Origin of the sequence: Pseudomonas sp. P8_229, assembly GCF_034008635.1 — a bacterium.
In the GTDB taxonomy this organism is placed as follows: Bacteria; Pseudomonadota; Gammaproteobacteria; order Pseudomonadales; family Pseudomonadaceae; genus Aquipseudomonas.
This window is the reverse complement of sequence record NZ_CP125378.1, coordinates 1475984-1490606: the sequence shown is the minus strand read 5'-3', so window position 1 is coordinate 1490606 and position 14623 is coordinate 1475984. Positions and strand designations below refer to the sequence as shown.

Annotated in this window: 11 protein-coding genes and 1 pseudogene; 5 read left to right on the top strand and 7 right to left on the bottom strand. The window is 60.1% G+C overall.

What is annotated here, in order from left to right:
• Window positions 1–83 precede the first annotated feature (83 nt).
• Window positions 84–1514 carry an exodeoxyribonuclease I gene (gene sbcB, locus QMK55_RS06770; protein WP_102355021.1) on the top strand — a complete coding sequence of 477 codons (1431 nt, stop codon included), beginning with the start codon at window positions 84–86 and terminating at the stop codon, window positions 1512–1514.
• 103 nt (window positions 1515–1617) lie between these two features.
• Here the strand turns inward: sbcB and mvaT are convergent, their stop codons facing one another.
• The gene (mvaT, locus tag QMK55_RS06765) at window positions 1618–1995 is read right to left on the bottom strand and encodes a histone-like nucleoid-structuring protein MvaT (protein ID WP_003227581.1); all 378 of its coding nucleotides are present in this window, start codon (window positions 1993–1995) and stop codon (window positions 1618–1620) included.
• Window positions 1996–2333: 338 nt separating this feature from the next.
• Between mvaT and purU the strand changes: the two genes are divergently transcribed.
• A complete protein-coding gene (purU, locus tag QMK55_RS06760; RefSeq protein WP_003227580.1) occupies window positions 2334–3182 on the top strand; it encodes a formyltetrahydrofolate deformylase in 849 nt (282 codons plus the stop codon).
• Between the two features lie 88 nt (window positions 3183–3270).
• A complete protein-coding gene (locus tag QMK55_RS06755; protein ID WP_320328907.1) occupies window positions 3271–3429 on the top strand; it encodes a hypothetical protein in 159 nt (52 codons plus the stop codon).
• Between the two features lies 1 nt (window position 3430).
• Here QMK55_RS06755 and QMK55_RS06750 read toward each other — a convergent pair whose 3' ends face one another.
• The 5 genes and pseudogenes from QMK55_RS06750 to QMK55_RS28575 all read right to left on the bottom strand — a co-directional run.
• Window positions 3431–4429, bottom strand: a complete 999-nt coding sequence (locus tag QMK55_RS06750) for a lysylphosphatidylglycerol synthase transmembrane domain-containing protein (RefSeq protein WP_320328906.1) — start codon at window positions 4427–4429, stop codon at window positions 3431–3433.
• Complete coding sequence (locus QMK55_RS06745) at window positions 4426–5202, bottom strand: polysaccharide deacetylase family protein (RefSeq protein ID WP_320328905.1); 777 nt, start codon at window positions 5200–5202, stop codon at window positions 4426–4428. Before QMK55_RS06745 ends, QMK55_RS06750 begins: the two co-directional genes overlap by 4 nt.
• Window positions 5195–6286, bottom strand: a complete 1092-nt coding sequence (locus QMK55_RS06740) for a glycosyltransferase family 1 protein (RefSeq protein ID WP_320330244.1) — start codon at window positions 6284–6286, stop codon at window positions 5195–5197. The genes QMK55_RS06745 and QMK55_RS06740 overlap by 8 nt, the downstream gene beginning before the upstream one ends.
• Before the next feature lie 1034 nt (window positions 6287–7320).
• Window positions 7321–8085: a methyl-accepting chemotaxis protein gene (locus QMK55_RS28580; protein ID WP_371859049.1), complete on the bottom strand. Its 765-nt coding sequence runs from the start codon at window positions 8083–8085 to the stop codon at window positions 7321–7323.
• Window positions 8086–8178: 93 nt separating this feature from the next.
• A pseudogene (locus QMK55_RS28575) lies at window positions 8179–9210 on the bottom strand (cache domain-containing protein); the annotation flags it as partial.
• Window positions 9211–9397: 187 nt separating this feature from the next.
• Between QMK55_RS28575 and QMK55_RS06730 the strand changes: the two are divergent.
• Window positions 9398–10885: a helicase HerA-like domain-containing protein gene (locus QMK55_RS06730; RefSeq protein WP_320328904.1), complete on the top strand. Its 1488-nt coding sequence runs from the start codon at window positions 9398–9400 to the stop codon at window positions 10883–10885.
• 125 nt (window positions 10886–11010) lie between these two features.
• Here QMK55_RS06730 and QMK55_RS06725 read toward each other — a convergent pair whose 3' ends face one another.
• On the bottom strand, window positions 11011–11466 hold the full coding sequence (locus QMK55_RS06725) for a DUF721 domain-containing protein (protein WP_320328903.1): 456 nt from the start codon (window positions 11464–11466) through the stop codon (window positions 11011–11013).
• Window positions 11467–11774: 308 nt separating this feature from the next.
• Here QMK55_RS06725 and secA point away from each other — a divergent pair, with 308 nt between their 5' ends.
• A complete protein-coding gene (secA, locus tag QMK55_RS06720) occupies window positions 11775–14510 on the top strand; it encodes a preprotein translocase subunit SecA (RefSeq protein ID WP_102355027.1) in 2736 nt (911 codons plus the stop codon).
• Window positions 14511–14623: the final 113 nt, after the last annotated feature.

Genomic DNA, 14623 nt, shown 5'->3' with positions numbered 1-14623 from the left:
GCGCGATGGTTGAATGACAGAGCGCTGGCCGCGGTGGTGGTTCAACGCCTAGACTTTGCCGATCTTCAGTTCAGGAACCGCCCGTGACTTCAATCTTCTGGTACGACTACGAAACCACCGGCATCAATCCCCGCAACGATCGCCCGCTGCAGGTCGCGGGGATTCGCACCGACCACGACCTCAATGAAATCGACGAGCCGGTCAACCTCTACTGCCAGCCCAGCGAAGACATCCTGCCGCATCCGGCAGCGTGTGCGATCACCGGCATCACCCCGAGCCGTCTCGCCGAGCAGGGGCTGAGCGAAGCCGACTTCATGACCCGGGTGCATGCGCAACTGGCGGCGCCCGGCACTTGCGGCGCGGGTTACAACACCTTGCGTTTCGACGATGAGATGACCCGCTACAGTTTGTACCGCAACTTCTTCGACCCGTACGCCCGCGAGTGGCAGGGAGGCAACAGTCGCTGGGACCTGATCGATGTGGTGCGCGCCGCCTATGCGTTGCGTCCCGATGGGCTGGTCTGGCCGACCGATGACGAAGGCAAGGTCACCCTCAAGCTCGAGCGCCTGACGGCCGCCAACAACATCGACCATGGGCATGCCCACGAAGCCCTGTCGGACGTGCGCGCAACCATCGCCCTGGCGCGGTTGATCCGCGAGAAACAACCGAAGTTGTATGACTGGCTATTCCAACTGCGCAGCAAGCAGAAAGTCATGGATCAGATTCGCCTGTTGCAGCCGATGGTGCATATCTCCGGGCGCTTTTCGGCGGCTCGGCACTACGTCGGCGTGGTACTGCCCTTGGCCTGGCATCCGCGCAATCGCAATGCGTTGATCGTCTGTGACCTGCACCTTGACCCACAAGGCTTGCTGGATCTGGACGCCGACAGCTTGCGCAAGCGTCTTTATACCCGCCGCGACGACCTCGCCGAGGGTGAACAGCCAGTGCCGCTTAAACTGATTCATATCAATCGTTGCCCGGTGGTGGCGCCGTTGTCGGTATTGCGTGCCGACGATCAACAGCGTCTGGGGTTGGACATGGCGCTGTATCAGGCACGTGCGCTGCGGCTAAGTGACGCACAACAAGTTTGGAAAGATAAAGTTGCGGCGATTTACGCCAGCGAAGACTTCACCCCGAGTGAGGACCCGGAACAGCAGTTGTACGATGGATTTATCGCTGATCGCGATCGGCGTCTATGCGAGCAAGTGAGGACGGCGGATCCGGCGCAATTAGCGCAAGAACACTGGCCGTTCGATGATGAACGTCTGCCCGAATTGCTCTTTCGATATCGCGCACGAAACTTTCCCGATACGTTGAATTCTGCTGAGCAAGAGCGCTGGAGAATATTCTGCCAGCAGCGTTTATCCGAGCCGCAAATGGGCGCACCTAATACCTTGAGCTCTTTTGCCGAAGCCGCGCAGCAATGGGCGCTTAGTGCTACGCCGATACAGAATCAAGTGCTCAATGAGTGGCAGAATTATGTCGAGGCATTGCGCAATCGTTTGAATCTTTGAATTCGAACATAGTGTGTCCATGAAAGGACACGCATAAAAAAACGCCAGCGTATGCTGGCGTTTTTCATGGGCCGCCGAATCAATCGGCGACCGGCGCTGCGGCTTAGCCCAGCAGGGTAGCCCAGCCTTCAACCACGTCACCGCCCCACTTGGCTTTCCACTCTTTCAGAGTCTTGTGGTTGCCACCTTTGGTTTCGATGACTTCGCCGTTGTGCGGGTTTTTGTATTGTTTAACTTTGCGCGCGCGCTTGGTGCCGGTAGTTTTTACTGCGGCGCCACGGGTGCCTTTGGTTTTCGATTCTGGATCCAGCAGGGCGATAATGTCGCGCAGGGACTTGGAGTATTCGCCCATCAGGGTGCGCAGTTTGCCTTCGAATTCCAGCTCGGCTTGCAATTTGTCGTCTTGCGACAGGTTCTTCAAACGGGCTTGCAGCTCTTTGATGGCTTCTTCGGTGGCGCGATATTCGTTGATCAAGGACATGGTAACTACCTTATGCGGATGTGTTGAATGGCAGGGGACAGTGCCGCAATAATAGTCAGGCTGTTTCATCAAGTAAACATTTAACCGGTTTTTTTATTTGAATTAGTTACGTGGAATAACCGGTAAATTGAATGGTCATTTAAATAATGTGATGCAGTCATCACGAATATTCACAATTATCTGGCCGAACAGCTTCACTGAAGGACTATCGATTTGCCGCGCAGGGCCTCAGAAGCCGGTAATCGGGTCTACCTGCGGAGATGTGGTCATCAATACTGCAGTTTCCGCGCACAGTCGCTAGAATGGCCGCCTTTGCGAAGTTCTGGAGTTTTCCCCCCATGCGCACCTTTCGGTTGGTGATTTCCTGCCCTGACCGCGTTGGCATCGTTGCCAAAGTCAGTAACTTTCTGGCATCCCACAACGGCTGGATCACCGAAGCGAGCCACCACTCGGATAATCAGAACGGCTGGTTCTTCATGCGTCACGAGATCCGCGCCGATTCGCTGCCGTTCGGTATTGAAGTGCTGCGCGAGAAGTTTGCGCCGATCGCCGAAGAGTTCTCGATGGACTGGCGCATCACCGACACCGAGCAGAAAAAACGCGTGGTGCTGATGGCCAGCCGCGAATCCCACTGCCTGGCGGACCTGCTGCACCGCTGGCACAGCGATGAGCTCGACTGCGAAATCTCCTGCGTGATTTCCAACCACAATGACCTGCGCAGCATGGTCGAGTGGCACGGCATTCCTTATTACCATGTCCCGGTCAATCCGCAGGACAAGGAACCGGCGTTCGCCGAAGTCTCGCGTCTGGTCAAACAGCACGACGCCGAAGTGGTGGTGCTGGCGCGCTACATGCAGATCCTGCCGCCGGCTCTGTGCCGTGAATACGCGCACAAGGTGATCAACATTCACCACAGCTTCCTGCCATCGTTCGTCGGCGCCAAGCCGTACCATCAGGCGTCGCTGCGCGGCGTTAAACTGATCGGCGCGACCTGCCACTACGTGACCGAAGAGCTGGACGCCGGTCCGATCATCGAGCAAGACGTGGTACGCGTCAGCCACAGCGACAGCATCGAAGACATGGTGCGTTTCGGCCGTGACGTCGAGAAGATGGTGTTGGCCCGTGGCCTGCGTTATCACCTTGAAGACCGCGTGCTGGTGCACGGTAACAAGACCGTGGTGTTCTGATCGAACCCACGCGTACTTGAATAAAGAAGGGCCTGGGCGTTCAATCGTTCCAGGCCCTTTTTTCGTTTCAGCCCTTGAGGAACTGCCCGTGAGCGATCCACTGGACAAAGCCACTTCGAAAGCGCCGGCCACTCTGGGGGAGGGCTGCCTGAGCCGCTACGACCCGGATGACCTGAGCCCGGAAGACGGCACCGAGTTTCCCGGCGCGGCAGAACTGTGGGAACAGCTCAAGGATGAGCCGGACTAACCTAAGACGCCTGCTTGAGTTTCAGCAGCTTCTTGAGCAGTGGCCGCCCCAGCATCAATAGAAACACCGGGCCGCCCACCAGCAGATAGAAGTAGAACGTCACCACCCGCCAGATAAGAATTGCCGCGGCAGCGGTGGATTTGCCGACCATCGGCGCCAGCAGCGCCGCCGACGTCAGCTCCGCGGCGCCCGCGCCACCGGGTAACAGGCTCATTTGGCCGGCGCCCAATGACAGCATCTGCACCAGAAAACTCCAGGCCCATTGCAGGTCCGCGCCCAGCCCGCGCAAGGCCAGGTACAACACGCTGTAGCGCAGCAGCCAGTGCATGCAGGTCAGGGCGAACACCTTGAACAGGGTCTGCCACGGCAGCTTGAGCGTGTCGATAAACGCATCGAGAAAGTGCAACAGCTTGCGCGCCCAGCGCCGGCGCGTCGCGGGCTGCACGTTCAGGCGGGCGAGCAGGCGCCCGCTCAGGCGGATCAGGCGGCGGTGGTAGCGCGCCAGCAGCACGCAACTGAACAACCCGCCGAACAGCGACACGGCGCTGACCATCAGCAACCACTCCAGGCGGTCGCTCAGGTGCTGAAACAACGCGTAAATCAGAATGCCGCTCAGGGCGCAGAGAAAGAACAGCAGGTCACTCAACTGATCCATGGCAAACACCGCGCTGCCACGGGCCGGGCGCACGCCGCAGCGGGCCAGCAACGCCATGATCGTCAGCGGCCCGCCACTGCCGCCGGGAGTGGCGCAGTAGGCAAACTCGGCGGCCATGACCACGCCGAGGCTTTTCAGCGGCGTGACCCGCTCGCGCTGATCGCCCAGCAGCAGACGCAGGCGCAGGGTGTTGATGCCCCAGCAGAGCAGGATCATGCCAAACATGATCAGCAGCCATTGCAGCGGAAAGTTCTGCAGCCGCGCGCCGATCTCGCCGCCGCCGAGCAGCACCGGAATCAGCACGGCGGCGAGCAGGCCGATCAACAGCACAATGCCGCGACTCATGCCGCGTGTCCCATGCGCTCACGTTGTTGGATCAGCCAGTCGATTTTGTTCATGGGCTTGCGTCCTTCCGCCAGCAGTCGTTCAAGGGTCTGTAGCCAGTAGTCACGAGCGAAGCCGTGGCGCATGTCTACCGGGTGCAAGCCTAGACGAATCACCGCAGCGTCGCGCCAGTGCCGTTCGCGCTGGTCGCTGACGATTTTTGACAGGCCCCGGCGCCAGGCACTGCGCGCGCTCCAGACCAGACCCGGGGCGTCGATGGGGGTGAAATCCGGCAATTGATAAAGATGTTGCGGGTCGCTGGTGTAGCGCAATGGCAACTCGCGAAGGGCTTGGCGCGTGCCCTCGCTCATCAGCCACGCCGGGGCGACGAAGCCGTGCAACGGCCAGTTATTGCGCTGGAACAGCTCGATGCCGGCACGCAGGCGAGCCAGGGCGGCCTCGCGAGACAAACGATAAAATTCGCCTTCGTGGGTGTAGATCCGGCGGATGAACCAGTCGCGGGGCGTGGTTGGCATAGGCTCGCGGTCGTCATGGTAATAGCCGTGCAAGGCCAGTTCATCGCCAAGGGCCAGCCGCTCGCCGAGTATTCGGCAAAACGCTGGATGATCCTCAAGTGCGTCGTGACCATGGAAATCCGGAACCACCAGCCAAGTCATCGGCACGCCGCCGGTCGCATCGACCGCCTCGACAAATGGCCGATAATCCGCCCATGTCGACGGCGCCACGTCGTGCAGCACCAGCAGCACGGCGCGGCCGTTCAGGGAGTCAGCCATTGGCCACCCGTGGCAACGATAGGCCAAGGACCGCGCGGTAATGACCGAGCAGGCTGTCGACCACGCTGTCCCAGGCGTAATGCTGTTCGACATGTTGCCGCGCCTGTTGGCCGAGCTTCACGCAACCGCGACTGAACAGCTCGCGCACGGCATTGGCCATGGCTTGCGGGTTATTTGGCGCACACAGCACGCCGCAGTCGTCGTTAATGATTTCCTCGAAGGCCCCGGCCGCCACCGCAACCACCGGAGTGCCGCAGGCCATGGCTTCAAGGATCACCAGACCGAAAGTTTCCTGGTCACCGGCATGCAGCAGGGCATCGGCACTGGCCATCAACCGGGCGACGGTGGGCGCCGGGCAGAACGAATCGATGACGCTGACATTGTCCGGGACCACCGCAGGCATCGACGAGCCAACCAGCAGCAGGTGATAGCGCGGGCCGAGGCGTTGCAGGCACTTGAGCAGTACGCGCAGGTTTTTCTCTTTGGCGCCGCGTCCGGCAAAGATCAGCAGGCGCGTGTCTTCGGCAATCCCCAGTTCGGCGCGCAGGCCGTTGTCGCGGGCGTCAGGGTGGAAGGTTTGCAGGTCCACCCCCAGCGGCTGCACGAAAACGTTGTGCACCCCAAGCCCCGTGAGCTTGTCGGCCATTACCTGGCTGGGCGCCAGCACCCGGTCGAAGTTGCCGTAGAGTTTGGTGACGTACGCCTCGACATTCGGCGTGAGCCAATGGCCCATGCGGTTGCCGACCAGCAGCGGCAGGTCCGAGTGGTAAAACCCGATCACCGGCACATCCAGTTGGCGCCGTGCGTCCAGCGCCGCCCACGCGGTGAGATACGGGTCGCCGACTTCAATCAGATCCGGCTGCAAATCCTGCAGGACGTTGCGCCACGGCGCAAGGCGCAGCGGGAAGCGATAGCCTTTGCCAAAGGGCAGGGCAGGCGCGGGCACCGTGTAGACGCCGTCGTGTTCACCCAAATGCGCGCCGGGAATCAGCAGGCTGTGGCGAATTCCGGGTTTGACGCTCAAACGGCGGTGCTTGGCGTCCAGATAGGTGCGTACGCCGCCGCTGGCCGGGGCGTAGAACATGGTGATGTCGGCGATGTGCACGGTGATCAACCCTCCGCTGCGTTGCACTCCCTTGGTTGACCTTTATCCAGAATAGATGTTCGGTCGTGATCGCGCGGAGGATGTCTGCGAGGTGTTGTGGTGTTTGACAGGACGCCTTCGCGAGCAAGCCCGCTCCCACAGGGATCTTTGGTGTTCACATTGTGAGCACCACCACAAAACACTGTGGGAGCGGGCTTGCTCGCGAAGAGGTCAGTGGCAGCGCCTTAAATTCTGAAGCTGCCGACCAACAGTTTCAGATGCGCAGCCTGCTGCTCCAGATGCGTTGCACTTCCTTGGTTGACCTTCTATCCAGAATAGATGTTCGGTCGTGATCGCGCGGAGGATGTCTGCGAGGTGTTGTGGTGTTTGACAGGACGCCTTCGCGAGCAAGCCCGCTCCCACAGGGATCTTTGGTGTTCACATTGTGAGCACCACCACAAAACACTGTGGGAGCGGGCTTGCTCGCGAAGAGGTCAGTGGCAGCGCCTTAAATTCTGAAGCTGCCGACCAACAGTTTCAGATGCGCAGCCTGCTGCTCCAGATGCGTTGCACTTCCTTGGTTGACCTTCTATCCAGAATAGATGTTCGGTCGTGATCGCGCGGAGGATGTCTGCGAGGTGTTGTGGTGTTTGACAGGACGCCTTCGCGAGCAAGCCCGCTCCCACAGGGATCTTTGGTGTTCACATTGTGAGCACCACCACAAAACACTGTGGGAGCGGGCTTGCTCGCGAAGAGGTCAGTGGCAGCGCCTTAAATTCTGAAGCTGTCGACCAACAGTTTCAGATGCGCAGCCTGCTGCTCCAGATGCGTTGCACTTCCTTGGTTGACCTTCTATCCAGAATAGATGTTCGGTCGTGATCGCGCGGAGGATGTCTGCGAGGTGTTGTGGTGTTTGACAGGACGCCTTCGCGAGCAAGCCCGCTCCCACAGGGATCTTTGGTGTTCACATTGTGAGCACCACCACAAAACACTGTGGGAGCGAGCTTGCTCGCGAAGAGGCCGGCAGCCGCGCCTTAGATGCGGAAACTGCCTACCAACTGTTTCAGACGCGAAGCCTGCTGCTCCAGATCGGAACAGGCGCGCAAGGTCGCCTGCAGGTTCTCGACGCCTTCCTGGTTCAGCGTGTTGATCTCGGTGATGTCGACGTTGATCGACTCGACCACCGCGGTCTGTTCCTCGGTCGCGGTCGCCACCGACTGGTTCATCCCGTCGATCTCGCCGATGCGCTGGGTCACGCTGTTCAAGCGTTCGCCGGCGAGGTTGGCGATTTCCACGCTGTCCTGGCTGTGGCGCTGGCTGTCACTCATGGTGCTCACCGATTCGCGGGCGCCGACTTGCAGCTCCTCGATCATGGTCTGCACCTGCTGCGCCGATTCCTGGGTGCGGTGCGCCAGGTTGCGCACTTCATCGGCCACCACGGCAAAACCACGGCCAGCCTCACCGGCACGTGCCGCTTCGATGGCGGCGTTGAGCGCCAGCAGGTTGGTTTGCTGGGAGATGCTGGTGATCACTTCCAGAATCTGCCCGATGTTCACGGTTTTGCTGTTCAGCGACTCGATATTGGTGCTGGAGGCGCTGAGCATGCTCGACAGTTGATTCATCGCCTTGATGCTGCGATCCACCACTTGCTGGCCGTCTTCGGCGAGGCCACGGGCGTCACTGGCCTGGTTCGAGGCTTGTGCGGCGTTGCGGGCGATTTCCTGAGCGGCGGCGCCCAACTGATTGATCGCGGCGGCGACGCTGCTGGTGCGCGAGGCTTGCTGGTCGGAGTTGTACATCGACGAATTGGACGCCGCGACCACGCGCAGGGCGACTTCGTTGACCTGCCCGGTAGCGGAAGACACTTCGCGGATCGAACCGTGAATACGCTCGACGAAACGGTTGAACGCGGTACCCAACACACCAAATTCATCGTTATTGACGATGTTCAGGCGCTTGGTCAGGTCGCCTTCGCCGTCGGCGATGTCTTCCATGGCGCGGGTCATGACGTGCAGTGGCTGGATCAGCAGGCGAATCAGCATCCCCAGCAGCGCAATGATGATCACCACTGCAATCACGGTGGCGATCACCGCCGAGGTGCGAAACTGGCTCAGCATCGCGAAGGCTTTGTCCTTGTCTACCGACAGCCCGATGTACCAGTTCACCGAAGGCAGGCCCTTGATCGGGGTGAAGCTGACGATGCGGGTCTTGCCATCGACCGTGATTTCACTGAAGTCGCTGCTGATGCGCGGAGTGTCCTGCGGATAGGCTTCTTTCAGCGACTTCATCACCAGTGCCTTGTCCGGGTGCACCAGGATCTTGCCGTCGGCGCTGACCAGGAACGCGTAGCCCATGCCGGAGAAGTCCCGGGCGGTGAGGGTGTCGACCAGGGTTTGCAGGCTCAGGTCGCCGCCGACCACGCCAACGCTCTGGCCGGCCTTTTTCGAGGCGGTGGCGATGGAGATGATCAACTGGCCGGTGGCGGCATCGATGTACGGTTCGGTCAGGGTCGAGGCGCTGCTGCTCTCGGCGCCTTTGTACCAAGGGCGAACCCGTGGGTCGAAACCGTCCGGCATCTTCACGTCCGGACGGATGGTGAAGTGACCGGTGGCATCGCCCAGGTAAGTGGCCATGAACGTCGAGGTCAGGGATTTCTGTTCCAGCAGACTGGCAACGTTGGCGGGTTCCGGGTTGATGGCGATATTCTGGGCGGCGTTTTCGACCAGTAGAATGCGGCCGTTGAGCCACGTCTGAATGTTGTCGGCAGTGACTTCGCCCATCTCGTTGAGATAGTTGTTCAGGTCATCGCGGATCGCGTTGCGTTGCAGCCAGTCGTTATACAGCGTGAACGAGGCGAAAGCGGCGATGACGATGAGGGCGGCGGCAAGCAAAATTTTATGGCTGAAGCGCAGATTTTTGTTCATGGCTTGGGGTTCCGCTAAGGTCTTAATGTCCTGGGCGTGCTTTTATAAAGACGCGCAATATGGGCAAGGGTGAAAACCAACTGATATTTCCGTCTCTCCTTAGGGAAATGTCCGACTCGACCTTTCGGCCGGGTACTCGCCTTGTTTATCGGCCATCGCGAATTAAAGATTAACCATAGGTGACAAAATGCCTGACACATCGCAACTCGTTATCGGCGCCGATCTGGCGGGGCAACCGATTGCTCAGGCCATGCGCCTGGCGAACCGACACGGGCTGATCGCCGGTGCAACCGGGACCGGCAAGACGGTGACCTTGCAGCGCCTCGCCGAGGCATTCAGTGATGCCGGGGTGGCGGTGTTCGCCGCTGACATCAAGGGTGACCTGTGCGGCCTCGGTGCCGCCGGCAATCCGCAGGGCAAGGTCGCCGAGCGTATCGCCGGGATGCCCTGGCTCGACTACAAGCCGCAGGCTTATCCGGTGACGCTGTGGGACATTCACGGGGAATCCGGTCATCCGTTGCGTACCACCTTGAGCGAAATGGGCCCGCTGTTGATCGGCAGCCTGCTGGAACTGACTGACAGCCAGCAGTCGGCGCTGTACGCGGCTTTTAAAGTGGCGGACCGCGAAGGCCTGTTGCTGCTGGACTTGAAAGACCTCAAGGCGCTGCTCAATCACCTCAAGGACAACCCGCAGTTACTGGGCGAAGACGCCGCGCTGATGACCACCGGCTCCAGTCAGGCGTTGTTGCGCCGGCTGGCGACCCTGGAACAGCAGGGCGCTGAAGCGCTGTTCGGCGAACCGGCGCTGCAACTGCAAGACATTCTGCAACCGACGGCTGACGGCCGTGGGCGCATTCACTTGCTCGATGCCAGCCGTCTGGTACACGAGGCGCCGAAGGTCTATGCGACGTTCCTGTTGTGGCTGCTGGCCGAGTTGTTCGAGCAGTTGCCGGAGCGCGGCGATGCCGACAAACCGCTGCTGGCGCTGTTCTTCGATGAAGCGCATTTGCTGTTCGGCGATACGCCCAAGGCGTTGCAGGACCGGCTGGAGCAAGTGGTGCGGCTGATCCGCTCGAAAGGCGTGGGGGTGTATTTCGTCACCCAGTCGCCGGGCGACTTGCCGGATAACGTGCTGGCGCAGCTTGGCCTGCGGGTCCAGCACGGCTTGCGCGCGTTTACCGCCAAGGAGCAGAAATCCCTGCGGGCGGTGGCCGATGGTTTCCGGCCGAATCCGGCGTTCGACACGTTGTCGGTGCTGACGGAACTGGGCATCGGCGAAGCATTGGTCGGTACATTGCAGGAAAAAGGCACGCCGGAGATGGTTCAGCGCGTGCTGGTGGCGCCGCCGCAGTCGCGGATCGGACCGTTGAGTGAAACCGAGCGCACGCTGCTGATCGCCGGCTCGCCGTTCAAGGGGCGTTATGACAAGCCGATCGATCGTGAGTCTGCGTATGAAATCCTGATGGGCCGTAAAGGCTTGGCGCCGGAGGCTGAAGCGCCAGCGGGCAAGCCAGCCGCCGAGGAGCCGAGTTTGGCCGACAGGGCAGGGGCATTCCTCGGCACCGCAGCAGGCCAGGCGCTGAAGTCGGCCATGCGTCAGGCTGCCAATAACCTCGGCAAGCAATTGGTGCGCGGTTTGATGGGCTCACTGCTGGGTGGCAGCAAACGCCGCTGATCCCAGCTTGCAGGAGATCCAATTGTGGGAGCGGGCTTGCTCGCGAAGAGGCCGTGTCAGACGCCATATTGGTTGAATGACACACCGCTTTCGCGAGCAAGCCCGCTCCCACACTCAGAGAGCTGTCAGGTCTTGTCTTTGGCGTGCGCCGCCAGGCGCTCAAGCGCGGCACGCAGACCCGGATCGCTGATCCCGTCGGCTGTCGACTGAATGGTCGCTGCCGCATCGTTAGACAGATCCATCGTGTGCCCGGCAGGCCCGTGCTGCACGATCGGTGGTCGCACGGTGAATTTGATCCGCGTCAGGCTGGCGAATTCTTCGAATAGTTGCAGTTGCCGCTGCAGGCGTTTTTGCTGGTAGCGCAGGCGCGTGGCCCAATGGCCGTCAGTCACCACCAGCGAAAGTTCGCCTTCACGCCACTTCGCCACACGGCAATGTTCGCGGGCGGCAGGTTGCAGTTGGCTTTCGAGCAGGCGTTGCAGATGACCCAGGCGTTGGGCATGGCCGAGGATGGCTTTGAGCGGCTTGGCTTCGCGAAGCAGAGCGGCGGGTGCTCTGGCTGTAAGAGGGCGAAATGCCATGATCGAACACCTGAAGTAACAGAAAGGCCATGGTAGCAGAAAGGCCGAATTCACTCGCCCATTGCTTTTGCCCCCGCTTTACCCATTAAATCAACGACTAACTTCTTCCTTGTATGGCTTGAAGTTGAGCAAAACGCCCCTATTTTAAGTGAGCCCCGTCAAAGCGCAGTGCCAGCATCGTGGAATATCGCCACTTTCCTCACCACCGTTTCCGGGTAGAATGCTCGTTCGCATGCGGCCATGAGGGCTGCACGGGCGACGCTCACGGGGCCGCCCTCCATCCCTTTAGTGTGGAAGATCCTGCCGATATGTTTGCGCCTTTGTTAAAGAAACTTTTTGGAAGCAAGAACGAGCGTGAAGTCAAACGCATGCTCAAGACGGTGCAGCTCGTCAATGCCTTCGAAGAGCAAATGGTGGCCCTTTCGGACGATCAATTGCGCGCCAAGACCGATGAGTTCAAGGCCCGCATCGCCAAAGGGGAAACCCTCGACAAGCTGTTGCCAGAAGCCTTTGCGGTCGCCCGTGAAGCCGGCAAGCGCATCATGGGTATGCGCCACTTCGACGTGCAACTCGTCGGTGGCATGACCTTGCACGAAGGCAAGATTGCCGAAATGCGCACCGGTGAGGGTAAAACCCTCGTAGCGACCCTGGGCGTTTACCTCAACGCGCTGTCCGGCAAGGGCGTGCACGTTGTGACGGTGAACGACTACCTGGCGCGTCGTGACGCCAACTGGATGCGTCCGCTGTATGAATTCCTCGGCCTGACCGTCGGCGTCGTGACGCCGTTCCAGCCACCGGAAGAGAAGCGTCTGGCGTACGCCGCCGACATCACCTACGGCACCAACAACGAATTCGGTTTCGACTACCTGCGCGACAACATGGCGTTCAGCATGGAAGAAAAATTCCAGCGCGAACTCAACTTTGCCGTGATCGACGAAGTCGACTCCATCCTCATCGACGAAGCGCGTACCCCTCTGATCATTTCCGGTCAGGCCGAGGACAGCTCCAAGCTGTACATGGAGATCAATAAACTGATCCCGCAGCTGGAACTGCACGTTGAAGAAGTCGAAGGCGAAGTCACCAAGGCCGGGCACTACACCGTTGACGAGAAGACCCGTCAGGTCGAACTCAACGAAGCCGGTCACCAGTTCATCGAAGACATGCTCACCGGCGTCGGCCTGCTGGCTGAAGGCGAGAGCCTGTACTCGGCGCATAACCTGGGCCTGCTGACCCACGTCTATGCCGGTCTGCGTGCGCACAAGCTGTTCAACCGCAACATCGAATACATCGTGCAGGATGGCCAGGTCGTACTGGTCGACGAACACACCGGCCGTACCATGCCGGGCCGTCGTCTGTCCGAAGGTCTGCACCAGGCTATCGAAGCCAAGGAAGGCCTGAACATTCAGGCCGAAAGCCAGACCCTGGCATCGACCACGTTCCAGAACTACTTCCGTCTGTACACCAAGCTGTCCGGCATGACCGGTACCGCCGACACCGAAGCGTTCGAATTCCACCAGATCTATGGTCTGGAAGTGATGGTCATTCCGCCGAACAAACCGTTGGCGCGTAAAGACTTCAACGACCTGGTGTTCCTGACCGCCGAAGAGAAGTACGCGGCCATCGTTGCGGACATCAAGGAAAGCATGGCAGCCGGTCGTCCGGTGCTGGTGGGTACTGCCACCATCGAAACTTCCGAGCACATGTCCGCATTGCTCGTTAAGGAAGGCATCGAACACAAGGTTCTGAACGCCAAATTCCACGAAAAAGAAGCTGAAATCATTGCGCAGGCCGGTCGTCCGGGCGCGCTGACCATTGCTACCAACATGGCCGGTCGTGGTACCGACATCCTGTTGGGCGGTAACTGGGAAGTTGAAGTTGCGTCGCTGGAAAACCCGACCCCTGAGCAGATTGCCCAGATCAAGGCCGACTGGCAGAAGCGTCACCAGCAAGTGCTGGAATCCGGCGGTCTGCAGGTAATTGCCTCCGAGCGTCACGAATCGCGTCGTATCGACAACCAGCTGCGTGGCCGTGCCGGCCGTCAGGGTGACGCCGGTTCGAGCCGCTTCTACCTGTCGCTGGAAGACAGCCTGATGCGCATCTTCGCCTCAGACCGGGTGAAGAACTTCATGAAAGCCCTGGGCATGCAGCCGGGCGAAGCGATCGAGCACCGCATGGTGACCAACGCGATCGAGAAGGCGCAGCGCAAGGTTGAGGGCCGTAACTTCGACATCCGCAAGCAACTGCTCGAGTTCGATGACGTCAACAACGAACAGCGTAAAGTGATCTATCACATGCGTAACACGTTGCTGGCCGCCGACAACATCGGTGAAACCATCGCCGACTTCCGTCAGGACGTACTCAACGCCACCGTCAGCGCCCACATTCCACCGCAATCGCTGCCAGAGCAGTGGGACGTGGCCGGTCTGGAAGCGTCGATTGCCAGCGATTTCGGGGTGAAACTGCCGATCCAGCAATGGCTCGACGAAGACGATCACCTGTACGAAGAGACCCTGCGCGAAAAACTGATGGTCGAGCTGATGGCCGCGTACAACGAGAAAGAAGACCAGGCCGGTGCCGAGGCACTGCGCTCCTTCGAGAAGCAAATCGTACTGCGCGTACTGGACGACCTGTGGAAAGACCACCTGTCGACCATGGACCATCTGCGTCACGGCATCCACCTGCGTGGCTATGCCCAGAAGAACCCGAAGCAGGAATACAAGCGCGAGTCGTTCACGCTGTTCTCCGAGCTGCTGGATTCGATCAAACGCGACTCGATCCGTGTGCTGTCGCACGTTCAGGTACGTCGCGAAGATCCGGAAGCCGAAGAGCAACGCCTGCGTGAGGAAGCCGAAGCACTGGCCGCCCGCATGCAGTTCGAACACGCCGAGGCCCCTGGTCTGGACCAGCCGGAAGTGCTGGGTGAAGAGGTCGATGTGGCCCTCGCCACCGCGCCGGTTCGCAACGAGCAGAAGCTGGGCCGCAACGAACTGTGCTACTGCGGTTCGGGCAAGAAATTCAAGCATTGCCACGGGCAGATCCAGTAACCCCCGTTTCAATCGCTGAAATACCCGCGCCGCGACCGGCTCCTGCCGTCGCGGCGTTTTGCCATTTAAACCACCGCCATTACTGTGAGCGGTGCTGACATCATTGAGTAAGG